Source organism: Nitrosospira briensis, from assembly GCF_900115125.1.
GTDB lineage: Bacteria > Pseudomonadota > Gammaproteobacteria > Burkholderiales > Nitrosomonadaceae > Nitrosospira > Nitrosospira briensis_A.
In genome coordinates, this window is record NZ_FOVJ01000001.1 from 865,438 (window position 1) to 889,740 (window position 24,303).

The window sequence follows — 24,303 nt, forward strand, 5'->3', positions numbered from 1 at the left end:
GGAGATGGCGGATGTAACCGGCGACTTTCCCCTTGAGGCTCCAGGTAGTGATAGCACCACCTTCCCTTTCCGTATGTGCGCTATCCCACAAAAAAGCCATACGAGCTTTGCTACACTCCGATCTTTATAGTGACGTGACAGGAGTTTTCATGAGCGATGATCTTTTTCAATTTCCAATTACGGGGTGGGAAATAAAGACAGAGCCGGTAGATGGCTTGCTCTCTGTTCGCTTTCCGTTCTTATCCCATGAGCAGCAAAAACTGGCCGAAGCCGACCCGGGAAGACCGTACGTAATGCAGGCGGAGCAGGCGCGTGAGCTCCGAGACGCGTTATCGAGAGCAATAGAGCGCATCGAGAACAACGAGTTTACGCAGCCTCTGTTCCCAGACCCCTCGGGCGAGTTGCTAATCTGTTGATCGCACGGGCGTTCTCGCATGCTTGGCATGGAGATAGAGCGCTACGTTAAACCGACACCTGAATTTTCGGCTTGCAGCGGCATTATCAATAACGCGCGATCCCTGCCGTGACACCCGAAACCCCGCCAAACCGGCTCGACCGTCCCGTTGATGAGCGGTACGACCACGTTCTTGGCCCGGCCGATGCCGAAATCACACTGGTTGAATACGGCAGCTACGGCGATCCTTCCTCTCGTGCAGCCCATGAGCGAGTCGCGGAATTGCGTAATCGGTTCGGTAGCCGTCTGCGCTATGTTTTTCGCCACCGTCCACTGAAGGGCAGCTTTATTGCTCGCCGCGCAGCTGAGCTGGTAGAAGCCTATAGCGACCCTGCGCGTTTCTGGAACGTGCATGTCGCGCTGATGAACCGCTCGGACAAACTGAGCAAGGAGGATCTGCAGAAGATAGCCGCCGACCTGAGCCTCGATGCGGAAGACGGTGACTCAGTGAACAACGACAATGTTGCGCAGGCCAAAGCCCGCGTAAATGCCGATATCGCCAGCGCGGCCGCCAGCGGCGTGATTGTAACGCCGACATTTTTCATCAATGACCGCCGTTACGACGGGCCTTGGGATGTCAACTCTCTCTCCGAGGCGATGCTGGGTTCGCTGGGCCATGTCGTTCATTCCGCCGCGCTGGATTTCGCAAAATGGGCTCCCTCGACCGGCATCATGCTGTTGCTGGCCACCGGAATCGCCGTTATATTAAGCAATTCCGTTATCGGCCCCGATTTTAACGAATTGTGGGATTTGCGGCTGGGACTCACTTTCGCCGCCGCCAGCTTCGATCTCTCACTACGTGATTGGATAAATGACGGGCTGCTCGTGATTTTTTTCCTGGTGGTGGGCCTGGAAATAAAGCGAGAATTTACAATAGGCCATCTCGCGAACCGCCAGTCTGCGATGCTGCCTGTCGCCGCTGCCGTTGGCGGAATGGCGGTGCCCGCAATCCTCTATCTGATACTGGTGCCGGAAGGGCCGCCGGGTTCCTCCGGGGCCTGGTCCCTGGGCTGGGGCGTACCAATGGCGACCGACACCGCATTCGCGGTTGCGTTGATCGCAATGATGGGCAGGCGGGTCCCGGTAGAGCTTCGTGTTTTTCTTACTGCCGCGGCCATTGTCGACGATATCGGCGCAATCATTGTTGTCGCTGTCGTTTATTCCGCTAATCTCCACATCGAGTATATTGCGAGTGCGGTCGCCATTATTGGATTGCTGGCACTGCTTAACGAAGGTGGCGTATATCGCGCTTCGCCCTATGTATTCCTCGGTATCGGCCTCTGGACCTGCGTGCATGCAAGCGGAATGCATGCGACCCTGGCCGGCATCATTCTCGCCCTTTTTATCCCGACGCGTCCGCCGCCCAATCTTCGCGCGCTGATGCTGCAAGCCGACGCAATCCTCACCGCGGAAACCAAGCGCGGCAGGGAAGTCATGCGGTATGGCCCATCCGAGCCCGCGCTGGAGGCGCTGGATGCCATCCATGACCGGCTGGAGTCGCCCGCCGACCGCATGCTCCGCCATGTGGCGCCGCGATCGAGCTTCCTGGTATTGCCGGTGTTCGCCCTCGCCAATGCCGGCGTAGTAATGGATTCCAATGTTTTCAGCGGCCATGTCGCACTGATGGTCGGTACCGCGGCAGCCCTGGTCATTGGCAAACCGATCGGATTTATCGCCGCTACCGGTATCGCTGTATGGCTGAATATCGCGACCAAGCCCAGCGCCTATTCCTGGCGTCAGCTGGCCGGAGCCGGGGCCCTGGCAGGAATCGGCTTCACGATGTCGCTTTTTATCGCAAGCCAGGCTTTTTCCGTGGAAAGCGACTATGCAGCCGCGAAGATCGCAATTTTCGCGGGCTCGACTCTGTCAGCGATAATTGGCATTGCGATATTGTGGAACGCCCAATCTGATTCAAATTCACGTTAACACCCGTTCAGCAGGCAAACCTGAGCCATCGTAGCGGTAAGACCGGTCGAGAGCGTGGCCAAGATGTCGACAGATGCAGTGTTTCCCTCGAAGACATTAAAAGTAAAGTTGAAATTTCCGATTGAAACGAAATCGGCAGCAGCCACCGGATCATCCACATTAGGGGTATTGGTCAGATGAAAAGGTGTCTCGAGAACGAGATTTTTCTCCGGCACATTATCGAAGTTTATCGCGAGCCTGAAATTAACGCTGTCAGCACCTGTGCCCGATAGAATTTCACCATTGTGAAAAGTCAAACAGCCCAATGTGAAGGGTGTGCCAGGTGTAGCATCGAAGCTGGCCCCCGGCAAAGTCCAAGGAACTGAAACCACCGCTGCCCCAGCTAAAATTGTTTGTACCTACTCCCGATACTACAGCAAGCCCTGCGATGCAGGGGATTTGCGCAAAGAAGGTGAAACCGACGCCGGTTCAACGCCCGTTGGTCTCGCGTGATACCTTTTTTGACCATGAGCCGGCCGCGCTGACCTGAACCGAGGGAAGCATACGCGTTTCTGAAACTCACGCATCTGATGAGGAATATGAAGTGCTTAAGAATGAATTCAGCGAGCAGGAGATGGAAAAGAAGCAGTTATCCCGCTTCGCAGCGCTCCCTTGCCGATGCTTTCGGGGAAAAAAGCGACTATGGCGAATGTCACCACATGATGCATGGGCGAAAGCCGGGCGAAAACCGCTTCTCGCTTATTCTTTGATCAGAATGAGGCATATCGCCCTCCGTCGGATCAGTTTTGTGTGCCAGCGCACAGACTGGGCATGGCCACCGGGGCAGTCTAAGGTTTTTATTATGCTCGCTATTTTCTGTTACGGAATCACCCATCGTATTTTCGTGAACCCGCAGGTTTTTTTTTCCTGAAATGGAGCAATCATGACGACAAAAAAAGCATGGGCTGTCTGGAAGGGCGGTATCAAGGATGGGGACGGTGCCATTTCCACAGAAACCGGTGTGCTAAAGGAAGCGCCTTATGGTTTTAAATCGCGCTTCGAAAACGGCAAAGGCACGAATCCGGAAGAACTGATCGCTGCTGCACATGCGGGCTGTTTCTCGATGGCGCTATCTCTGATACTTGGAGAGTCGGGCATGACACCTGAGAGAATCGAAACGCATGCCGCAGTTACTATTGAAAAGATAGGTGAAGGATTCGAAATCACGTCAAGCCATCTGACCGTCACGGCTAAAATACGGGTTGCAAACGAGGAGAAGTTTCTGGAGGCCGCGAACAAGGCAAAAGAGGGTTGCCCCGTATCGAAGCTCATGAAGGCCAACATCACGATGGACGCGAAGCTCGCACCGTAAATACGCCTGTCGCATGAGGATAGTATGAGACAGCGCGAGTCTTCGCACGCACTGTAATCCAGCCATATTCCGGCTTCCGGGTTCCACCGTTACCTGCAAGCGCAGGCCTGATCAGCGCAGCGTAACCTGACAACTAACAATTTTGATTATTTGTGCTGCGCCTCCCATATGGTAAAAATATGCTGCACGGTGGGATGCGTCGACCTCAAAACCGGCATTACACCCTGCATAGTTTTTCCGGGGACGTGGCAATAAATGAGTTATCCCCGTCTTACCGAGGAATAGCCTGAACCCGTGCGGTAACGATGCTGGGGAATGGACGTGCAACCAGGGCCAACGCTCGTTTCAACCTCTTGCCCAGGCCCTTCACGCTTACAGCAGCAGTCCGGCGGGACTCCCGTTTGCGAACCCTCGAAGCTTGCAATTTGCCTCTTGCGCCTCCAACTCCAGTCTTTTCCGGCGCCGATCTCTTATAATCTTTCTCATGCAGTAGAGGAAGTTTGCATTGGATGCCGTGCCTTCGAGTATCCTCGCGTTTATGCAAGGTTTATTTAGAGACAAGGGGAGTTATGTATGACCCTATCAACAGACCAGAATATCAACCCTGAAAAACTTTCTCCGACTGCCAGAAGAATGCTGGAGCTTCGGGATGAAGTTCTTGCGGAATGGGCAGAAAAGGTTCGGCAATCGGTCAAGGAAGCGGAACGGCTGCCTCACCCGATCCTGATCAATACCTTCCCGTCCCTGTACGACAACATTGCAGAAGCTATTACGCCGGGTTACCCCAGGGCGACAGGAGATGAAAGCAACACTATAGCCATGGAACATGGCGGGGAACGCGCACGGCTGACGAACTACAACGTTCACTCGGTTATATCAGAGTATCAGATACTGAGATGGACGATTCTTGCCGTTTTAAAGAAGAATAATGTTCAGCTTAGCGAGGAGGAAACCTTGCTGATCAATGCTTCTATTGATGAGTCGATACGCGGAGCCGTGAATGCTTTCGCTCTTGCCCAATCCATGCTTCGCGAAAGATTTACCGCCGCTCTTACGCACGACCTCAGAAATCCATTATCAAATGCCCACACTGCTGCTCAGCTCATAGAACGCTCTGCCGATTCACCAAAAATAAAGGAGTTGGCAGAACTGATTACCGAGAACCTTATGCGCATGGACGGAATGATTCAGGATTTGCTTGATTCCGTCCGCTTTCAGGCGGGAGAACGGTTACAGCTCCGTCTGGAGGAATTCGACGTGCAAGAACTGGCGGAGGAAGTGTGCGGACAATTCGCATTTACGTGTGGGCCGCGTTTTCAACTCATTGCATCTTCTTCCAGAGTCTGGTGGGATCGTGAGGCAATCAAGAGGGCAATCGAGAACCTTGTTGGCAATGCGGTTAAATACGGTGCTCCGGATACTCCTGTAAGGATCAAAATAAATCTGGTACAGGAGCGTGTCATGATAAGCGTGCATAATGAAGGAGAGCCGATACCTCTGGAACAGACCGAAGGCCTGTTCCAGATATTCAGAAGAGCAGGAGCTGCAAACTCAGGGACTAAGGAAGGCTGGGGCATAGGTTTGCCGTACGTGCGCAGTGTTGCGGAAAGCCACGGTGGGAGTGTTGTAGTTGATAGCGGGACTGACCGTGGAATAACCTTTATGATAAACATACCAGCGGACGCGAGACCGTATCAGGATGCCCCGACTCTCGAGGAAAAACCGGATGACCCGATGTGACAGGGGCCTCGGCAAAGCTGCACCTTGCCGGCATGCGTATACTGTTGACTACGTGATGGTCAACAGATTGTTGCAATGAACCATGAGCTGAGTGTGCGAACCTGGACCCCCAGTCAAGATAAAAAAGGTAAGACTTAAAGATTCCGGGATGGCAAAAAATCTCCATTACCTCATTATGCTATTGGCCGTACTTTCCTGTGGCCTTGCAGGCAAAGTTTACGCGGAACCAAACGATGCCGTTCTCAGTAGCGAAGAGTTGGGCATACCCGAGCCGCTGGTGTTTGATCTGGTGAGGCCGCTGGGCTCGCCCAAAGGAGAACTTGAGGTCAATACATTAATAACCCGGTCTTCTCAAACTGGCGAGTTTGCATGGGCTCCGGAAATTGAATATGCATTTGCCGACGGATACGCGGTTGAGTTTGAACTGCCATTCCAGAACTCGTCATTAGAAGAATACAAATTCGGTTTACAGGGCACTTTTGGCGAGCTACTCAAGGGCCGGATGATCCATGGTTGGCAGGCGCTGGGCCGCTATGGCAGACAAGAAAACGTGTACTCCGCGGATATCCTCTATTTGAACGGAGCGCGGATTTCTGACAAGTGGAGCACTTTGAACATGCTTGGTATCAGATGGGCCGATTTCGGAAAGCGCGAGGATATCGTTGCATTGATAAACAATAATCTTTTCTATCATTTCTCCCGCAACCTGACGCTGGGAGTAGAAATGAACAACGAGATCCACGAGCACAAGCAATGGCGTTATCGATTAACGCCTCAGCTTCATTACAGCTTCAGTTCTAATAAAGCGGTGCAGATAGGTGGAGGACCAGCGCGGCTGAACAACAAGAAATCAGATTGGTTGCTAGCCTCCCGTTTTATCTATACTTTTTAAGGCCTGCTCGAATTTCTGCTGCAAAGGCCATGATGAATGCGGTCATTTAGAAATTCTGCATTAATTCTTTCGGGGTGCCTGAGTTCGCCGTGTACATGACACAGCTTTTGCTGCCGCTCTGGAGTAATGGCGGGGAGGAGTTCCCGCACGCTCTTTTCGAGCAGGTTCGTGACGAACTGGTGCGCGAGTTCGGAGGGTTGACTGCCTATACCCGTACGCCCGCAAGCGGCTTGTGGCAGAAGAAGGATGGGCTTACAGTTCGCGACGAAATCATTGTGTATGAGGTAATGGTAAAGGACCTGGACGAGGATTGGTGGCGCAACTATCGAAAGAAGCTCGAACAGCGGTTTGGCCAGGATGAGTTGGTGATACGAGCGCAGGAAGCTCGATTACTGTAATTTTTTATTATATGTTACAGGAGACAGGGTTCTCACCGGCCTCATCAATAAGCTGTCAACGCCCAACCGCTCACTCTTAAGTAGTGTCTGACGAAGCATGCGGGATTGCTCGTCAGTACCGGTTAGTTTCGGATAATCTCCTTCCTTTTAAAATGTCCTCCCGCAGCAAAAACCAGTTTATCCTGTGGATAAACAAGCAGCAGGAATTCAAGGGAAATTTTTATCGTCGAGCTTCCCCTGCGAGGTACAAGGCGGGAAGACAAGCAAGGAAATTACATGAGAGTAGCTGTTTGCAGCGCGCAGTCCTATGACCGCCAATTCTTTACCGCTGCCAATCAGAATGTCGGGCATGAGCTGATTTTTTTTGATTCGCACCTGTGCCATGAAACGCGCCGAATGGTCGGAGACTTTCCCGCCGTTTGTGTGTTCGTCAACGACACGCTCGACGTCACAGTGCTGGAAACTTTGGCCATGCAGGGGACGCGCCTGATCGCGCTGCGATGTGCGGGATTCAATAATGTGGATGTTCAGGCTGCCAGCAGCCTTGGGCTATGCGTGGTGAGAGTTCCGGCTTATTCGCCCCACTCGGTAGCAGAGCATAGCGTGGGGTTGATACTCGTGCTGAATCGGCACCTTCACCACGCATATAACCGTGTGCGTAACGGGAATTTCGCTTTGCAGGGGCTGCTGGGGTTTGAGCTGCGCGGCAAAACCATCGGTATCGTCGGCACCGGCCGTATTGGCGTGGCCGTCGCGCAAATACTGCGGGGATTCGGTTGTCGCCTGATCGCCCATGATCCCCGGGAAAACCCGGAATGCATCAGCCTGGGCGTGGAGTATGTACCGCTCGAAGAACTCTATGCCGAGAGCGACATCATCACCTTGCATTGTCCATTGAACCCTCAGACACATCGCCTGATCGACAGGGCGGCGATCAGCCAGATGAAACGCGGCGTGATGCTGATCAACACCAGTCGCGGCGCAGTCATTGATACTCAAGCGGTGATTGAAGGACTGAAGTCGGCAAAAATTGGCTCCCTTGGACTCGACGTGTATGAACAGGAAGGGGATCTGTTCTTCCAGGATTTATCCGATCGGGTGATACAGGATGATGTGTTCGGACGCTTGCTGACTTTTCCAAACGTGCTGATCACCGGTCATCAGGGGTTCTTTACTGTCGAAGCGCTTTCGAGCATCGCACAAACCACGCTGGAAAATATCACCGTTTTCGAGCGGGACGGAACATGCCAGAATGAAGTAAAGGTTGATTTGCTCAGAGCAGATTAGCTGTAGTAGTCGTTACTTCATCCGGAATCGGCGTCAGCCTTCGTCATCGTCATCCTCTTCATGATCATGGCCCTCATCTTCGCAACAGGCGTCGATACCCTGGGCACTGCAGGATTCGTCATGGTGTTTCCCGCCACAACCCCTGCGGCAATCGTCACAATTTTTACACCCGCAATCGCTCCAGATCGTGTAGGCCATGACATCGAGAGTTTTCACGGGAGTTTCCGGGTCATCGCTCGTGATAACCAGTTCGCAGGACCTCGGGCACTTTTCCGTCGCCTTATATCGAATCAGGACGCTCAGGCACGAACCGGGGAAAAGCGTCGCCGGGAAAGGATTGTTAACTAGCTTCCAGTGCCTGCTTTTGCGCTTGAATGCAACGCTTGTCACGTATAGTTTGCATTCGCCTGCATTGCAGATGGAGATGGTGCGCTCGCCAAGACAGCATGCCGTCACGCCGCCGATGCATGTAGAGCCTGTGACGACGAGTTTGCCGAAGGGCGCATTCCCGGAAACTGAAATGTTCTTTTCGCCTGCCGGATCGTCACTTATGATCGTGATCATGCCCCCCTTTGCACCGAAGCCAGTCGGTTCAAACCGGACGGGTATCTGCAGGGAGCCGCCAGCTTCTATGGCAATTGGATATGCCAGCACGTTGGGGGCGAGAAACTCGGCAGAGGACGAAGTGATGCTGGTTATTGTCAGGGTGCAACGGCCACTATTGCTTAAAGTTATCATCTGATCTACAAAAGACCCGACGCAGGCGTTACCGAAATTGCCTGCATTAGCGATTATTGCAACCAACCTTGGTGCCCTTGCTCTACCTGATACCTCCACGGATTTCGAACCGCTTGAATCGTTACTGAACACGGTAATAGTCTCTGCCTTTGGGCCAAGACTATTCGGCTGGAATCGGATCGGTACTTCAATGGCGTTCCCCGCTTCGATGGTAAGGGGATATGACAAAACGCCCGGAACGAGAAACTCGGCAGCATCGGAAGAGGTAATATTGGTTACAGTGAGCATGTTGCCGCCGCTATTGCTCAAGGTCAGAACCATATCCTTGAAGGACCCGATGCATACTTCGCCAAAGTTACCGCTATCTGCGATTATCGTGACCAGTCTCGGTAGAATAGTTTCAATTATCAAACGCAAGTCCGGCATCACACCGATGTTGCCAGGCACTCCCCCGCCCTGAGCAGTACCCGTAGCGCGGTCCGACAACAGGGCACGCATCTCGAGGGGCGACAGAGGTTCGCCTGTGTTTGCCCTATATATGCCCTGAACAATAAGTGCCGCTCCTGAAATAATAGGAGATGCCGAGCTGGTGCCATTAAAGGTACTTGTATACGTCCTGGTGTTATCACCGCCGCCGCCATCGAGATCTCCATAACCTGCGGTTACAACATTTTCACCCCAGCCATAACAGTCGACGCGACTGCCAAAATTCGAAAAACCGGCGCGATTGTGAGGCAAAGGTGAAAGAGCGGCGCCCACCATAATTGCCCCTGATTCCATAAAATCAGCACTCCCTCGACTGAGCACGAATTTCCCGGCGCCATCTGTGTAGCTGTCCAGATCAAAAGAACCATTTCCCGCTGCTTCCACCACAACGATTCCAAGAGCGACGGCGAGCCGTATTGCGTCGAGATCTGCGACATCGGTTTCGGTAGGTAAAAGACCTTTCTGAATCTCCAGCAATAATACGTCACCGACCTGCAGCGTCGGCAAAGCTCCTGCGATCGCGTCAGCCACGTTTCCTGATGAGCTGCTGGCAGTATCCCAGTGACTTGTCACATTAACGGACGATACCGATGGGGCGATTCCGACAACACCAACCGTATTATCGTCAGCAATAACTTCGCCAAGAACCGCAGTTCCATGATTACCAACATACCCATCAATGCCGTCGCGGTTATCACCGTATAGAAGAGCCGGCAATTTACTTGCAAAATCCTCGTGATTCAAAAACCAGCCTTGTTCCAGATCAACAAATCCGACACCTGCACCTTCGCCGTTCGGTTGTGTCCAGGCCCAGCGCGCGTCTATTCCAACGGGAGCCGCATCCTGGTAGTTTTGATTGGCATTATAAGGATCGTCAGCCGGGTTAACCGCAGGATCCGTAGCCTCCAATTCGCGATATGCAACTTCCACTTCATCGAGAGCACTGAAACGTTTTACGATCTCTTCTGATTTTTCAGGGCAATGGCGAACATCGAGTTTCCAGTAAGAAGTGAGGCTATGTAATGGCGGCAGTTCGGTTTGAGCCGCCTGTTTTTCAAGTTCACGTATCTTTTCCGGTAGCAACGCACGTATCGCTGGCCGTGTTTCTTTGATTTCATACAAATCAAGCAGTTTCTCAATCCCATGCAATTTGCACTCAGCGGCAAATGATCGCAATGTTGTCATCGACTCACTTGCAGGAGCGGTTTCCTGTGCCATTCGAATAACAATAAAACCGCTATAGCGAGGGGGATAGACGTTTCCTGTTTCCATGCCGATCTCCTTTCAGGGATTCTGTAAACCAACGGAACAAAAAAGCTGAAGGCTTCCTTATATTCAGATTGGATCATTAATATAAATTGTCAACCAAGCGCATCTATACGCATGCACGATGGTGAACGATCTCTTTAGAACCCGATTCCAAGGTACCCCCCGGCAGTCATACCATCCACCTTGACCCCGTCGGTTCTGCCGCTGGTCAGGTGATACCGGCCATCAATACCAACAAAGAAATTTTTCCAGATTCTATAATCCGCCCCCGCGCCAAACATGACCCCCGGAATCAATATGATGGACTCGGAAGGAGGGCTGATCACATGGATACTCAGTCCCGCAGGGATAATCCACGGCCGGAACCTGGAGCCCTCAAAAAATTTGATCTTTGGCGCGGCTGTCAACGTAAACTGGCTGACGTTTACGCCAGCCCCCGGGGGAGGAAGGGCGTTACCCGCTACCCGGGACGCAAACTCCTTGTATTCGAACATCAGTTCCGACTCGATGCTCGTCCTGGGAAGCAGCCCCCAGACATCGTTAGTCAAATTAAAGTCAAAGCCGGCTCCGATGTACCACGCATTTCGATCTGACTGTCCTCCTGCGCCTCCAGCACCGCCGCTTTGTATGGAGACGCCGTTGCGGAGCTCGTTGCTGCGAGCGTAACCACCGCGGAAAAACAGCATATGATTCTTATTGCTTGGAAGTTTTTCCACCGATCCCGCAGCTTCTTCGATTTTTGCCACCCTCTGTGCTTCCAGCACCTGGCGCTCTTCAATTGAACTCGACTTTTTTTCGATTTTCATAAACCTCTGCGCTTCTCTCGCAGATTCTGCTTTTACCTGGTCGAGTTCATTCCGAACGGCCCGCAGAGTCGCTTCCAATTGCTGGAGTTGTTGTTCCAACGCTTGCGTCCTTACATCCTGCGCGAAAAGCGGCAGAGGAAGAGCTGTCATTGCGATGGCAAGTAAAACGGCAGGGCTGATTGGCGATAGTCGCGGCTTGTTAAAAAAATGCTTCACTTATCATTCCTCCATGTTGTCGAATTTTGTTGGCTATTGTTCCAGCGGGAAGCCGGGCGGGAATCAGCGGGGAAACTGCAGGCAAGACCGCAAATTCAGCTCTGAGATTGGCGGTCTTCGAGTGTTGCTACACCCTGACGGGCGCAGGGAGAAAAATCACAAACCGACGAGCACCATTCATGCAAACCGCATTGGCCTGGAGAACAGACGCAATTTCAGATCGAGGATTTGTATCCCGATCATATGGGACGGAGCAAAAAAAAAGCTGACTGGTGTCAACTTTCAGTTCTTTCTTTAGGGGAAATGGGAATGGTGTATCGAACTTTACGGTCGGCGCTACGGACACCGAACCAGGATGCTTCGAAGTCCAAGGGGTGGGAGTTCAGAATTGGGCGAAACTCCAAACATTCTTCATAACCAATCTGATGTTTATCAGCCTGGATTTGATCTGACAAACAGTGTTAGATTCGAACCGGCGCCAAGGGCCAGGAGCAGACTTTCAAGCCCGAAAAAAGCTACAAGGAGACGTATGCTCAGCCATGGTTGTAGGTCAGCTTTCGCCTGAGCCCCGTCTTGGGCAGGGCGGCATGCGCCCCTCAACTCAAGGAGCAAATCAATCGGATCCCGAGAAGCGCACGCGTGGAAGGACGGGGTGGAGCAACCAGCAAGAACCAGGTTTGCGGGTATTTATGCCATCCGGCGCTTTCGCATGGCCATGAATCCGACCAGCATCAGGCCGGCGAGCATCAAAGCATAGGAATGAGGCTCCGGGACAATGGCGATGACCTGTCCCGCATTATTGATGCCGACAGCATCAAATAGAACATCCCCGGCCGGCAATTCAACCAGTGAATTTAGGTCGGTCATGCCCACCCCATTGGGGCCGGTGATGAAAGCGTGCCAGTCACCTGCGGCCGTGAACGCCCCTCCTACCACCTGCCCGGCGTCATTGATGCCATAGGCGACGCTCCGCTCCCCACCCAACGTCCCGAGATCGGTCATGCCTACGCCATCGGGGCCAGTGATAAAAGCGTGATGCAAACCTGCCGTCGTAAAAGACCACCCCACCACCTGCCCGACATCATTGATGCCATAGGCGATACTGCTATCCCCGCCTAGCGTACCGATATCCGTCATGCCCGCGCCATTGGGGCCGGTTATAAAAGCGTGGTGCAAACCTGCGGCCCTGCCGGAGTCTCCCACGACCTGCCCCGCGTTATTGATGCCACGGGCGATACTGCCATATCCACCCAGCGTCCCGAGATCAGTCATCCCCATGCCATTGGGGCCGGTGATGAAAGCGTGCCCAGCTCCTGCGGCCGTTTGGGAACTCCCCACCACCTGCCCGGCGTCATTGATGCCATAGGCGACACTGCCACCTCCACCCAGCGTCTCGAGATCGGTCATGCCTACGCCGTTGGGACCGGTGATGAAAGCGTTCCGAGCACCTGCGGTCCTATCATACCACCCCACCACCTGCCCGGCGTCATTGACGCCATAGGCGACACTGCGCTCCCCACGCAGCATTCCGGGATCGGTCATGCCCATGCCGTTCGGGCCGGTGATGAAAGCACGCTCACCCCCTGGGGCCGTTCGTGACCACCCCACCACCCGGCCGGCGTCATTGATGCCAGTGGCGTAAGTGGTTCCGCCGGTCAGCGTTCCAAGATCAGCCAATCCTGTGCCATCGGAGTTCAGGATGTATGAACGTACCTGTGCGGAGACAGGGGAAACAAAACCCAGTCCGATACTCAGGGCTGCCACCAGAATCAAGATCCGGATTTTAAAACTGCGGTTAATTTTCATGATTTCCCCTCCAGCAAGAGAAGGTTTCACAGATCCGGGGTCTCCGAGGTTTGATGGAAGCGTGCGGACCGTCCCGCCTGTGCCAGATAATTGCCCAACTTCAATTTCTCACAATCCAGCTTAGATCAATTAAGGGAAAAGTAAATGAGCCGAGCGGTCTATGCAGCGGAAGGCATCTGCTCCACAGCTCTGATCAGCTTTTGCTTAGCAATCTTGTGGCAGGGTACCGGGCGCCATCAGCCCAGAAGCAAGTCAATCGGATTCCGGTTGAAGCACGGTGGCAGGACTGGGCGAGGCAACCAATATGAACCAGGTTTCCCGGTATTCTCATGTCAGCAGGCATCTCTCGGCGCCACGAATCCGAGCAGGATCAGGCCGGCGAGCATCAAAGCATACGAGTGAGGCTCAGGGACTCCGGTAGCGATGACCTGTCCCAGGTTATTGATGTCGACGGCGTTCGTTAGAACAATTCCGGCCGGCGACTCAAGCAGCGAATTGAGGTCGGTCATGCCCACGCCATTGGGGCCGGTGATGAATGCGTGCTCAGCGCCTTCTGCCGTGTTAGACCACCCTACCACCTGCCCGGCCTCATTGTTGATCCCACTGGCGTAACTGTAACGTCCACCTAGCGTCCCCAGATCGATCATGCCCGCACCATTCGGGCCGGTGATGAAAGCGTGCTCTGCACCTTCGGCCGCGGAAGCCCACCCCACCACCTGCCCCGCGTTATTGATGCCAGTGGCGAAAGTGTTTCCGTGCAGAGTCCCGAGAGTGGTCATACCTATGCCATTGGGGCCAGTGATGAAAGCGTAACAACAACCACCGCCTGGGATCGTGTTGGAGTACCCCACCACCTGACCGGCGTCATTGATGCCACGGGCGAAACTAGTTTCACCCAGTGGGCCTAGACGGGTCATGCCTACGCCATTGGGGCCAGTGATGAAAGCGTGGTAAAAATTACCCCCGGTCGTTAGGGAGAACCCCGCCACCTGCCCGGCGTCATTGATGCCACGGGCGACACTGCGATCTCCACCCAGCGTCCCGAGATCGGTCATGCCCACGCCATCGGGGCCGGTGATAAAAGCGTGCCCACGACTTGTGGCCGTGTAGGACTCCCCCACCACCTGCCCGGCATCATTGATGCCAGTCGCGTAAGTGCTTCCGCCAGCCAGCGTCCCGAGATCGGTCATCCCCACCCCATTGGGGCCCGTGATGAAAGCGCGCTCAACCCCTGGGGCCGTCCAAGACCACCCCACCACCCGCCCGGCGTCATTGATGCCTTCGGCGAAAGCGCGATCTCCACCGAGCGTCCCGAGATCGGTCAGTCCTTTGCCGTCGGCATTCAGAATGTATGAGCGTATTACTTGCGCGGAGACAGGGGAAACAAAACCCAGTCCGATACCCAGGGCTGCCGCCAGAATCAGGATCCGGATTTTAGAGTTGCGGGTAATTTTCATGATTTTCTCCCCAGTAAGAGAAAGTTTTCAGAGATCCGGGGCTTTCCGGATTGGATGGAAGCTGCCGACACTCTGCAAACTCTGGATCCGACAGATAACTGTCCAACTTCCATTTCTCACAATCCAGCTTAGATCAATTAAGGGAAAAGTAAATGAGCCGACCGCTCTATCTAGCGGAAGACATCTGCTCCTGGTTTCGCGTGCACTGAGCAGTAGCAATGGACGGTTTTGTGCCAAAGACAGTAACTTAAATCTGACAACCGGTGCAGATCAAACCTCGACTACGACATTTTTGCGTTAGCCTGGACTTGATCCGACAAGCAATGCCGAATTCGAACTGCCGGCAGTGCCACGAATAGGCTTTCAAGCCTGGAAAAAAGCTACAAGGGACGCATGTCCTTCCATAGCTCTGGATCAGGGCGGGAAGCTCCGATCGGTCGATGCCGACAATCGCCCGCCAAGAAGACAAATTTCAGTTTGCTCTTATTTCGATTTGACAAATAAACCCTATTGCCTAATCTAAAATTATGGATCCTACATATCGGAGCACGCCATGATACTCAGCCATTGCTTCAAAATCTGTAACCTCGTTCTTACATTAATTGCCGGCTTCAGCTTCGTTACTCATGCCACTGCTCAAAGCGTCCCCTACCTTATTGACACGAACAACAAGACTTGGACCAGGCTTGATTTGGGAAGTGGGGGATACGCCAGCGCACTCAACGATGCCGGACAGGTGACAGGCAGTTTTTACACTTCGGCAGGACCCCGTGCCTTCATCACGGGCCCCGATGGAATGGGCATAAGAGAGATCGCAAATTTTCCCGAGCCTTCTAATTACGTCATCCGTTCGGGCGACGCGATTAACAATGCCGGACAGGTTGCAGGCTACAGCTCGATGGATCTCGGTTTTCCAGGGCCTTTCTTCGTTACTGGACCCAATGGTACGGATCCAAAGTTAGTATCCGAAGAACCAGGCGTTGTTCAGGGTCGGTGGGGCGTCATCAACGGCATCAATGACGCCGGGCAGGTGGTAGGGTCTCGGATTTTGAGGGATGGAGCCCTTGGGTTCCTGGCCGGGCCTAATGGCGAGGGCCTGAATTTTATTGGCGATCTTGGCGGAGAGTCTCCCTGGGGTGATAAGGAGATTTATGCTAATAGCATTAATAACACCGGGCAGGTGGTAGGAGCTTCGCTCGCAGTCGGAGGAGGGTCTCATGCGTTCATAACAGGCCCCAACGGCGTGGGTATTACAGACCTTGGCACGTTAGGGGGGCATAATAGCTATGCTACCGACATTAACGATAGCGGGCAGGTGGTGGGGGATTCCCTAACCGCCGCAGATGCTACGCATGCTTTCATCACCGGCCCCAATGGCGTGGGGATGACCGACCTCGGGACGCTGGGTGGAGATTACAGTACCGCCTTGGGCATCAATGATGCGGGGCAAGTGGTGGGATGGTACTCGGCTGAACGTTTTGGTGAGCGCCACGCCTTTATCACTGGTGTCAATGGTGAAGGAATGACCGATCTTAGTTCATTGGTTGACCTGCCTCAAGGGGTAGTTTTAACCGAGGCGATAGACATCAATAACAACGGCCAGGTCATAGCCCGCGCTTCAATTGTTCCCGAACCCGAAACCTATGCCTTGATGCTCGCCGGATTAGGCTTGATCGGGTTTATGGGGCGGCGCAAGAATCAACATCCTTTACCTACTCTAAGCAAGGCATGAGGGGTTAGAGATAATTACTTTAAGTGCCCGCTCCTCCATCGCGTTACTGAATGCGTCATACGCCGCCATGATGTCCTCCAGTTGGAAATAGTGCGTGATCAGATCCTTGGGCTGGATTTTGCCTGACATCACCGTTTTCATGAGCATGGGTGTTGTCGCCGTATCGACAAGACCGGTTGTCAGCGTGATATTTTGAGACCATAGTTTATCCAGATCCAACTGGACCGGCTTTCCGTGCACCCCGATGCTTGCGATATGGCCTCCAGCAGTGACGATAGCCTGGCAGATATCAAAACTCATGGGTATTCCTATCGCCTCTATCGCAACATCCACACCTTTGTTGCTGGTCAATGCCATCACCTTCTCGGCGGCCTTGCCATCACTGTTGTTGACAGTCTGGGTGGCGCCGAGCTTTTTGGAGATCTCCAGGCGGTTGTCATCGATATCGACCATAATGATTTCCGCTGGCGAGTAGAATTGGGCCGTCAACAATGTCGCAAGTCCGATAGGGCCGCCTCCGATTATCGCTACCGTATCGCCGGGCTTGATCTGCCCGTTGACTACACCGCATTCAAAGCCCGTCGGCAGAATGTCACTTAGCATAACCAGCGCTTCTTCATCTGCTCCAGGGGGAACGGGGTAAAGGCTATTGTCGGCAAATGGGATACGGACGTACTCAGCCTGAGTCCCGTCAATCAGATTACCCAATATCCAGCCACCTCCACTTTCACAGTGCGAATACATTCCTTTCTTGCAGTTGCTGCACTTACCGCACGATGTGATGCAGGAAATCAGGACGTGGTCACCAACACGGAAGTTTGAAACATTTGTGCCTACTTGATCGATGATTCCGACTCCCTCGTGACCCAGAACCCGGCCTGGTGTGACGGTAGGAACATCACCCTTAAGGATATGCAAGTCTGTTCCGCAAATGGTTGTCTTCGAGATTTTGACAATGGCGTCAGTAGCGTTTTCAATGGAAGGTTTTGGCTTGTTTTCCAATTCACGTTTTCCTGGACCACGATATACAAGTGCTTTCATGAGAGATCATCCTTCATCCGGGTGAATAATTTGATAACTACCACGTATATGTGTTTTTTATCTCTAATCTAGTAACCCAAACCTGCGCATCAGGTATTTCTCGCCTTCGAGTATCACCATGGCGATGACACCCACGGAAATTATCAATATGCCATCGGTTATGCTTACGGGTTTTGTTGAAAAAAGATGCTGCATGATCGGCAAATAGGTAAAAGCAAGTTGAGCCACGAAGACACCGCCGATTGCGAGTAGCACAGGCCGGGTTCCCGTAGCACCGCGCCAGGTGAGTGAGGTCATATGGAGGTATCGAACATTGAAGAGATAGAAAATTTCGAGGACAACAATCGTGTTCACGACTATCGTGCGGGCCGTTTCTAGGTCCAGCCCGCGATTTAACGCATTAAAGAAGAGCAAGAGCGCACCACTCAGGAAGAGCAGTGACACGAATACTACGCGCCACACCAGGAATGGCGTCAATAATCCCGTATCCGGACTGCGAGGGGGACGCTGCATAACGTTTGGCTCGGGAGGCTCGAATGCCAGTGCAAGCCCAAGTGTCACGGAGGTAATCATGTTGATCCACAAAATCTGGACAGGGCTCATCGGCAGAGTAAAGTTGAACAGAATTGCCGCAATGACGATCAACGCCTCGCCACCATTCGTCGGAAGCGTCCACGCGACGACCTTCCGAATATTGTCGTAGACCGTGCGCCCTTCATGAACGGCAGAGACAATGGACGCGAAATTGTCATCTAGCAGGACCATTTGCGATGCTTCTTTTGCCGCCTCCGTTCCCCTTTGCCCCATCGCAATGCCGACATCTGCTTGCTTGAGAGACGGAGCGTCATTCACGCCATCGCCTGTCATGGCCACCACCGCCCCACCCCTCTGAAGCGCCCTGACGATTTGAAGCTTATTTTCAGGGCTCGTTCGCGCAAAGACGGCTGTATCCCTCACAGTCGCCTCGAACATCTCATCACGCATATCACCGAGCTCGTGCCCCGTGATCGCACGCGGGTGATCATCGATACCAAGTTGCCGCGCGATCGCGATTGCGGTTGCAGCATGGTCACCTGTAATCATCTTCACTGCGATCCCGGCAGCGCGGCATTCGGCGATCGCCGCAACCGCCTCGTCCCTGGGCGGGTCGATGAATCCTATGATGCCAAGAAAGACGAGGTTCTTCTCAACTTCGGCGAACGACAGTCGTTCCGCCGATTCCGGCGCTGGCTTCATCGCGAAGGCCAGGATCCGCTCACCTTCCGCCGCAGCCTCAGCGATTCGACCTGTCCAATGCTGCGGATCGAGGGGCACTTCGCCATCTTCGCCTGCTTGCATCGTACACATCTCAAGTAAACGCTCCGGCGCACCCTTCACCAGAACAACCTTTTGTCCATAAGGAACGTGATTGAGCGTGGCCATGAAGCGGTGCTGGGCGTCGAATGGAATCTCATCCACGCGAGCCCATTCAGCGCGAATATTTTCCGGCTCGAAGCCCGCTTTCATGGCAAGCGTTACCAGCGCGCCTTCCATAGGATCACCGTTGACGATCCAGGCACCAGCAGATTTGCGCAGATGTGCATCATTGCAAAGAAGCCCCGTATGAACCAAAGTCAGGGCATGGCCTCGACTACTAGAGGGCATCGCCGCACCTTCATCGTCGAAGAGCTTTTCCCCCTCCGGCGAGTAGCCGGAACCGCTCACCAGGATTTCATCACTGGAAACGACGATCCGTCGGGCTGTCATTTCGTTGCGGGTAAGGGTCCCGGTTTTGTCCGAACAAATGACAGAAGTTGCACCCAGCGTTTCCACAGCCGGCAAACGGCGGATGATGGCATTGCGAGCCGCCATGCGCCGGACGCCAATGGCCAGCGTGATCGTGATAACGGCAGGGAGCCCCTCAGGTATCAGTCCAACGGAGAGAGCAACAATGGCAATCAGGGCATCTGGCCAGGCAAAACCACGGGCAAAGACTGCGAACAGGAAGAGCAGGGCCGACCCCGAAATCGTTACCCAGGTGAAGCGCCGGGCGAATCGATTGATCTGCCGCAAGAGCGGCGTTGTCAGTTCCTGGACACTGCCCAAGAGGGTGCTGATACGGCCCATTTCGGTTTTGACGCCGGTTGCGACCACCACGCCGCTGCCCTGTCCAGCGGCAACCATTGTGCCGAAATAGGCCATCGACGTCCGATCGCCGAGCGCCGCCTCAACGGGCACAGGGTCCTCTCTTTTCTCCGCTGCGACCGACTCTCCGGTCAGGATCGCTTCCTCTATCAGCAAGCCACGAGCATGCATGAGGCGCAAATCGGCGGGGACGCGGTCCCCTGCCTCCACAAGCACCATGTCCCCCGGAACCAGATCTGCCACGGACACCCTGCTGCGGTGACCATCACGCATTACAGTGGCCTGAGGTGAGACCATGCTGCGGATGGCGTTGAGCGCGTTTTCTGCTTTTCCTTCCTGGATAAAACCGACGATTGCGTTGACAAGGACAACCGCAAGGATGACTGAAGCATCAACGAAATGCCCCAGACTCCATGTAACGACTGCCGCGGCAAGCAGGAAATAGATTAGCGCGTTATTAAGATGGGAGAGGAAACGAACTACGGGATGTCGTGCAGGGGTGGACGGAAGCTCGTTTGCGCCGTAGAGTTGTAGCCGTTGAGCAGCCTCCGTGGCGCTGAGGCCGGTCGGACTGGCCTCAATGCCAGCGAGAACATCCTCCGCGGACAGGGCATGATATGCATCTTCCTCAAATTCAGCCTTCATCCCGCAGCGGCTCTCGCCTCCCTTATGGGTTGAATGCATTTTCGTCTAGCATCAGTGAAAATATTTTTACAACACTGCTCTGGCTCTGCCGGCGAATTCAAGAGCGGAACCCCGGCTCGGGGGAATATAATATTTCCCCCCTTAATATAATCCAGGACATTGATTTTATGGGAAATATTTATACAAGGGCGGGTAAAACAGAGAGATGAAATTCATGAAAACAGCTATGCGCACGAGAGAAGTTTTAGAGTCATTGATTGAAGCAGACCCGGGCACGCTGAAAATATCGCCTTGCGGCCCTACCGTAGGTACGGTAGCGAACATATTCCTCTCCTGAACATTGTCAAAATGCGATCACCCCTGAAAACGGGGGTTTTTTTAACTCATACGTAGGAGAAAGCGGAAATGGCAATTGGTACAGTAAAATGGTTCAACGATGCGAAAGGCTTTGGCTTTATTACCCCTGATGACGGTGGCGACGATCTATTCGCACACTTCTCGGCAATCGGCATGTCTGGATTCAAGACGCTCAAAGAAGGTCAAAAAGTATCATTTGAGGTCACGCAGGGTCCGAAGGGCAAGCAGGCATCAAACATTCAAGCTGCGTAGGATTTCATGCTGGGGCGGGTAAACCGTACCAGCGTGTAACAAGTTGGCGTTTCTCGGTTGATGCGGTTCCTGACGGATGTAATCGGGCTGACGACTCGTGCCCAGTCCGCCTGAACAGGGCTCGTTTTTAGGCTAACGTGGAGGTTAAAGACTACCCTCTCGTCCGGCCCTTTTGCTGTTCCGGTCCCTTTAGCGCTTCCACACCAGCTAGGACGTCGAACAATTCCTCGTCAATTTTGCTTTGGCGCAAGCGGTAGAACGTCTTGCGAAGATCTTCGCTTAGCTGATCGATATTCCTTTCGGCACGCTCCATAGCGGCCAAGCGGCTTGCGTTCTCACTCGCCAGTGATTCGGCACATGCACGGAAGAGCGAGACGAACAGATATTCGCGAACCAGCGTCCGTAAGGTTTCCGGCCCGCTGCCTACAACCTCCGGCAAATTCTTCGTTGGCCACGGCAGTTTAGCTAGCGTGCTTCGCCAGGTTTCATCCAGCGGCAGGAGCTGCTGATCGACGGGCTCGTATATTTCCCCCGATCTGGAGCTGTTATAGAACAGATAAAGCGTCTGAAGCCCGTTCTTTCCTTCGCCTTGCTCGGCTTGTCCGCGCCTTGCCCGGCTCTCCCTCCCCCCGCTTTCCTTCCTCTCCTCCCTCCCTTCGAGGCCCGGCAGAATAATTTGCGCGAGAATCTGCCCCACCAGCGGAGTAATAGCCTTGATCGAAAATGGAACGGTTAAACAACCGGCAAGCGGCACACTCCGATCAGCCAGGCGGTCATGCACCCGCTCGCCCACAGCCCAGACTTTCGTTTTACCCGGTATTGTGGCCAGGGTATGAACAGCGTAGTCAGCCAACACGTCATTGAACTGACCCACCAATCCCTGATCAGAACCGAATACGACCGCACCGGTTACGCCGGTGTCTTTTTTTACTTTCCATTCACCTGGTACCGTTACCACGTCTGCCACATCTGCAGAGGGCGCCTTAGTGCTCAAGCAGACGCTCAGGCCAAGCTCAACGGCATGATAATACTCGTCGAGCGAACGTACGGATTTTTCGTATTGGCCTATACTCACCGCCGCCAGCGCCTTCATGGTGCTGACCACTGAACGCAGGTCCCTGGCTCTCTCGATTTTCTGGCGCAGGTTTGCAAGTGTATCGCTCATGACTTCCGCTTGCCCATCTTGATATTGCCTGGCTTTGCCGAAGTGTTTGAATAAAGCTTACTTCAGCTGTTCATGTAGCAGTTTCAATATCTTGCTTGCGTTATTGGTTTTATCCGGCGTGCCATCCTTGTTTAGCACAGTGACATCGGTACTCTCACCCGTTGTACCCGCTTCACTTAGCTGAATACGAAACTGTTCGGGTCCGTCCTCCCCTTCCTCGCGCCAGAACATAAGCTTCGAAAGTACGCTCGGCCCTGCACCACTGTCCAAATCGGGATTGATATAACGCACAAAGTAAATTCCCTGTGAGCGGTTACGATCTTCGACAGTAAAGCCGATACGATCGAGCGCCAGCCCTACGCGGCGCCAGGAACGGTCAAACGCCTCGTTCAGGCTGAGCACGCCGCCCTTTTCGCCGTCGAGGCGCGCGCGCTCCTGCACGCTGCCTGAATTTGCCACCGCTGTTCTTGCCCGTTCTTCCGTTACGCCAAACCGCATCATCAGCCGCGAAAGCATCTCGGCTTCCAGGTCGGGATCAGCGGGACGAGGCTGCCATACGGTACGCACGTCCCCCTGCATTACCTCATCCATGCCGCGATGGCTGATATAAATTTCCGTCGTACCGTCTTCCCCACGTTCCAGGCGGGTGCGAAATTTATCACGTTCGGCAGTGGAGTACAGCGAATCGAGAATCTTTCCCAAGGTGTTCCGGATAATGTCCTCTGAAATCTTGGCGCGATTTTCCGCCCAGTCGGTTTCCATTACGCCGGCTTCCGGCATCTCTACCTTGATGAGAAACCCCAATTCATGCCAGAATTCCTTTACTACCGGCCATACTTCCTCCGGTTCACCCTTTACCACCAACCAGCGCTGAGTACCCGAACGCTCCATGCGCACACCGGCCTCTTCCAGAGAGGGTAGAATAAAAGCGCCGCCGGTGCTCGCGCCTGACAGCTTGTTGCGCTCTCTATCATAGGCTGAAAACGTTGCGCTTCCCGTAGGATTGATATCCGGAACAACATAGCGCTCGTCGGAACCGGGCGCCGTTAAATCGGGTGGCACTTCCAGCGGTGGGAGTTTGCCCGCTGATTTGTAATTCATCTTCTTGGCTTCCGGCAGCAGGTTGCATCCTGCCACAGTCACTGCCAAACACAACGCAACCACTATCCGCCATTTCATGTGCAACACTTGACCCCTCTTGAATTCCGGCAAGCCATTTATACGGCTATCCCGGCCTTGCCCATTGCTTCCCTGACAGTCTGATGATATCGGTCTGAAAGCGGCGTCAGAGGCAGGCGCAGGTCGGCTCCTATCAATCCCATCTGCGCCACCGCCCACTTTACCGGGATCGGATTGGCCTCGACAAACAAATCCACGTGCAGCCTCGAGAGCTTGCCATTGGCCGTGCGGGCAGCCGCAAGATCCCCCGCGAACGCTGCTGCGCACATGTCATGCATCAGCCTCGGTGCGACATTCGCGGTGACGGAAATCACGCCATGACCGCCCAGCAGCAACATTGCAAGTGCGCTTGCATCATCTCCACTATAAACCGCAAAACCTTGAGGAGCCCGGCATAGCAGGTCGAACCCGCGGCCCATGTCCCCTGTCGCATCCTTGATACCTACAATATTCGGGATCTGTGCCAGGCGCAGCACCGTGTCGTTAGCGATATCGGCTACCGTCCTGCCCGGGACATTGTATAAAATTTGTGGAATATCAACCGCCTCTGCTATTGCCCTGAAGTGCTGATATAGACCTTCCTGCGTCGGCTTGTTGTAATAGGGAACCACTGACAGGCTTGCATCCGCCCCGGCATTTTTTGCGTAAATAGACAGATCGATGGCTTCCCGCGTGGAGTTCGCGCCCGTACCCGCGATTACCGGCACACGCCCGGCGGCACACTCTACCGCTGTCCTGATCAATAGATTATGTTCATCGAAATCCACCGTGGGGGATTCGCCAGTGGTTCCTACCACTACGATTCCGTCGGTTCCTTCCGCCACATGGAAATCGATCAGGGCATGAAAACGCTCCAGGTCCAGCTCGCCATTTTCACGCATGGGCGTGACGATGGCGACGAGGCTGCCTCTTGTTGCAATATTATCCATGCCAGCAATCCGGGTAAAAACTCCTATTTTACCCGAATCTCGCTTTCAACAAG

The 24,303-nt window shown here is 53.8% G+C and carries 19 protein-coding genes; 9 read left to right on the forward strand and 10 right to left on the reverse strand.

The annotated features are described in order from the left end of the window. Nucleotides 1-149 precede the first annotated feature (149 nt). A complete protein-coding gene (locus BMZ14_RS03920; protein WP_083396612.1) occupies nucleotides 150-416 on the forward strand; it encodes a hypothetical protein in 267 nt (88 codons plus the stop codon). Between the two features lie 107 nt (nucleotides 417-523). Next, entirely contained in the window at nucleotides 524-2,380 is a 1,857-nt protein-coding gene (gene nhaA, locus BMZ14_RS03925) for a Na+/H+ antiporter NhaA (protein WP_074794901.1), read from the forward strand. Here the strand turns inward: nhaA and BMZ14_RS03930 are convergent. Continuing rightward, on the reverse strand, nucleotides 2,377-2,751 hold the full coding sequence (locus BMZ14_RS03930; RefSeq protein WP_074794903.1) for a choice-of-anchor K domain-containing protein: 375 nt from the start codon (nucleotides 2,749-2,751) through the stop codon (nucleotides 2,377-2,379). The genes nhaA and BMZ14_RS03930 overlap by 4 nt on opposite strands. Nucleotides 2,752-3,302: 551 nt before the next feature. Here BMZ14_RS03930 and BMZ14_RS03940 point away from each other — a divergent pair. The 5 genes from BMZ14_RS03940 to BMZ14_RS03960 all read left to right on the forward strand — a co-directional run bounded on the left by BMZ14_RS03940 (nucleotide 3,303) and on the right by BMZ14_RS03960 (nucleotide 8,048). Beyond that, nucleotides 3,303-3,731 carry an OsmC family protein gene (locus tag BMZ14_RS03940; RefSeq protein WP_074794906.1) on the forward strand — a complete coding sequence of 143 codons (429 nt, stop codon included), beginning with the start codon at nucleotides 3,303-3,305 and terminating at the stop codon, nucleotides 3,729-3,731. Nucleotides 3,732-4,304: 573 nt separating this feature from the next. Beyond that, nucleotides 4,305-5,471, forward strand: coding sequence for a sensor histidine kinase (locus BMZ14_RS03945; RefSeq protein ID WP_074794908.1), 1,167 nt, complete (start codon nucleotides 4,305-4,307; stop codon nucleotides 5,469-5,471). 148 nt (nucleotides 5,472-5,619) lie between these two features. Further along, on the forward strand, nucleotides 5,620-6,363 hold the full coding sequence (locus BMZ14_RS03950; protein ID WP_256208363.1) for a hypothetical protein: 744 nt from the start codon (nucleotides 5,620-5,622) through the stop codon (nucleotides 6,361-6,363). Nucleotides 6,364-6,437: 74 nt separating this feature from the next. Then, the gene (locus tag BMZ14_RS03955) at nucleotides 6,438-6,761 is read left to right on the forward strand and encodes a hypothetical protein (protein WP_218144969.1); all 324 of its coding nucleotides are present in this window, start codon (nucleotides 6,438-6,440) and stop codon (nucleotides 6,759-6,761) included. Nucleotides 6,762-7,037: 276 nt separating this feature from the next. Next, nucleotides 7,038-8,048 (forward strand): 2-hydroxyacid dehydrogenase, encoded by a 1,011-nt coding sequence (locus tag BMZ14_RS03960; protein WP_074794911.1) that lies wholly within the window; start codon nucleotides 7,038-7,040, stop codon nucleotides 8,046-8,048. A gap of 33 nt (nucleotides 8,049-8,081) precedes the next feature. On the opposite strand, the gene BMZ14_RS03965 is transcribed toward BMZ14_RS03960, so the two are convergent. From BMZ14_RS03965 to BMZ14_RS03980, 4 genes are all read right to left on the reverse strand, one after another. Continuing rightward, nucleotides 8,082-10,544 carry a choice-of-anchor D domain-containing protein gene (locus BMZ14_RS03965; protein ID WP_074794912.1) on the reverse strand — a complete coding sequence of 821 codons (2,463 nt, stop codon included), beginning with the start codon at nucleotides 10,542-10,544 and terminating at the stop codon, nucleotides 8,082-8,084. A 134-nt stretch (nucleotides 10,545-10,678) separates the two neighbouring features. Further along, a complete protein-coding gene (locus BMZ14_RS03970; RefSeq protein WP_074794914.1) occupies nucleotides 10,679-11,563 on the reverse strand; it encodes a porin family protein in 885 nt (294 codons plus the stop codon). Nucleotides 11,564-12,250: 687 nt separating this feature from the next. Further along, on the reverse strand, nucleotides 12,251-13,369 hold the full coding sequence (locus BMZ14_RS03975; protein WP_083396613.1) for an HAF repeat-containing PEP-CTERM protein: 1,119 nt from the start codon (nucleotides 13,367-13,369) through the stop codon (nucleotides 12,251-12,253). A gap of 332 nt (nucleotides 13,370-13,701) precedes the next feature. Further along, entirely contained in the window at nucleotides 13,702-14,826 is a 1,125-nt protein-coding gene (locus BMZ14_RS03980; protein WP_083396614.1) for a hypothetical protein, read from the reverse strand. 553 nt (nucleotides 14,827-15,379) lie between these two features. Between BMZ14_RS03980 and BMZ14_RS03985 the strand changes: the two genes are divergently transcribed. Continuing rightward, entirely contained in the window at nucleotides 15,380-16,558 is a 1,179-nt protein-coding gene (locus tag BMZ14_RS03985; protein WP_143071876.1) for a PEP-CTERM sorting domain-containing protein, read from the forward strand. Here the strand turns inward: BMZ14_RS03985 and BMZ14_RS03990 are convergent. Together BMZ14_RS03990 and BMZ14_RS03995 are read right to left on the reverse strand one after the other, a co-directional pair. Further along, nucleotides 16,544-17,599: a zinc-dependent alcohol dehydrogenase family protein gene (locus tag BMZ14_RS03990; RefSeq protein WP_074794916.1), complete on the reverse strand. Its 1,056-nt coding sequence runs from the start codon at nucleotides 17,597-17,599 to the stop codon at nucleotides 16,544-16,546. The two genes, BMZ14_RS03985 and BMZ14_RS03990, sit on opposite strands and share 15 nt — an antisense overlap. 63 nt (nucleotides 17,600-17,662) lie before the next feature. Beyond that, on the reverse strand, nucleotides 17,663-20,407 hold the full coding sequence (locus BMZ14_RS03995) for a cation-transporting P-type ATPase (RefSeq protein ID WP_256208364.1): 2,745 nt from the start codon (nucleotides 20,405-20,407) through the stop codon (nucleotides 17,663-17,665). A 366-nt stretch (nucleotides 20,408-20,773) separates the two neighbouring features. Here BMZ14_RS03995 and BMZ14_RS04000 point away from each other — a divergent pair, with 366 nt between their 5' ends. Then, nucleotides 20,774-20,977 carry a cold-shock protein gene (locus BMZ14_RS04000; protein WP_074794920.1) on the forward strand — a complete coding sequence of 68 codons (204 nt, stop codon included), beginning with the start codon at nucleotides 20,774-20,776 and terminating at the stop codon, nucleotides 20,975-20,977. A 151-nt stretch (nucleotides 20,978-21,128) separates the two neighbouring features. On the opposite strand, the gene BMZ14_RS04005 is transcribed toward BMZ14_RS04000, so the two are convergent. From BMZ14_RS04005 to dapA, 3 genes are read right to left on the reverse strand one after another with little or no spacing between them, the layout of a single operon-like run. Continuing rightward, complete coding sequence (locus BMZ14_RS04005) at nucleotides 21,129-22,142, reverse strand: F0F1 ATP synthase subunit gamma (RefSeq protein ID WP_074794922.1); 1,014 nt, start codon at nucleotides 22,140-22,142, stop codon at nucleotides 21,129-21,131. Nucleotides 22,143-22,199: 57 nt separating this feature from the next. After that, entirely contained in the window at nucleotides 22,200-23,321 is a 1,122-nt protein-coding gene (gene bamC, locus BMZ14_RS04010) for an outer membrane protein assembly factor BamC (protein WP_074794923.1), read from the reverse strand. Between the two features lie 38 nt (nucleotides 23,322-23,359). Then, nucleotides 23,360-24,250 (reverse strand): 4-hydroxy-tetrahydrodipicolinate synthase, encoded by an 891-nt coding sequence (dapA, locus tag BMZ14_RS04015; RefSeq protein ID WP_074794925.1) that lies wholly within the window; start codon nucleotides 24,248-24,250, stop codon nucleotides 23,360-23,362. Between the last annotated feature and the right edge of the window lie 53 nt (nucleotides 24,251-24,303).

Coding starts and splice junctions, on each gene's coding strand:
- BMZ14_RS03990 (WP_074794916.1), bottom strand. CDS start 17,599: ATGAAAGCACTTGTATATCGTGGTCCAGGAAAACGTGAATTGGAAAAC.
- BMZ14_RS04005 (WP_074794922.1), bottom strand. CDS start 22,142: ATGAGCGATACACTTGCAAACCTGCGCCAGAAAATCGAGAGAGCCAGG.
- BMZ14_RS03975 (WP_083396613.1), bottom strand. CDS start 13,369: ATGAAAATTAACCGCAGTTTTAAAATCCGGATCTTGATTCTGGTGGCA.
- BMZ14_RS03980 (WP_083396614.1), bottom strand. CDS start 14,826: ATGAAAATTACCCGCAACTCTAAAATCCGGATCCTGATTCTGGCGGCA.
- BMZ14_RS03945 (WP_074794908.1), top strand. CDS start 4,305: ATGACCCTATCAACAGACCAGAATATCAACCCTGAAAAACTTTCTCCG.
- BMZ14_RS03965 (WP_074794912.1), bottom strand. CDS start 10,544: ATGGAAACAGGAAACGTCTATCCCCCTCGCTATAGCGGTTTTATTGTT.
- bamC (WP_074794923.1), bottom strand. CDS start 23,321: ATGAAATGGCGGATAGTGGTTGCGTTGTGTTTGGCAGTGACTGTGGCA.
- BMZ14_RS03940 (WP_074794906.1), top strand. CDS start 3,303: ATGACGACAAAAAAAGCATGGGCTGTCTGGAAGGGCGGTATCAAGGAT.
- BMZ14_RS04000 (WP_074794920.1), top strand. CDS start 20,774: ATGGCAATTGGTACAGTAAAATGGTTCAACGATGCGAAAGGCTTTGGC.
- BMZ14_RS03985 (WP_143071876.1), top strand. CDS start 15,380: ATGATACTCAGCCATTGCTTCAAAATCTGTAACCTCGTTCTTACATTA.
- BMZ14_RS03995 (WP_256208364.1), bottom strand. CDS start 20,407: ATGCATTCAACCCATAAGGGAGGCGAGAGCCGCTGCGGGATGAAGGCT.
- BMZ14_RS03920 (WP_083396612.1), top strand. CDS start 150: ATGAGCGATGATCTTTTTCAATTTCCAATTACGGGGTGGGAAATAAAG.
- BMZ14_RS03950 (WP_256208363.1), top strand. CDS start 5,620: ATGGCAAAAAATCTCCATTACCTCATTATGCTATTGGCCGTACTTTCC.
- BMZ14_RS03960 (WP_074794911.1), top strand. CDS start 7,038: ATGAGAGTAGCTGTTTGCAGCGCGCAGTCCTATGACCGCCAATTCTTT.
- dapA (WP_074794925.1), bottom strand. CDS start 24,250: ATGGATAATATTGCAACAAGAGGCAGCCTCGTCGCCATCGTCACGCCC.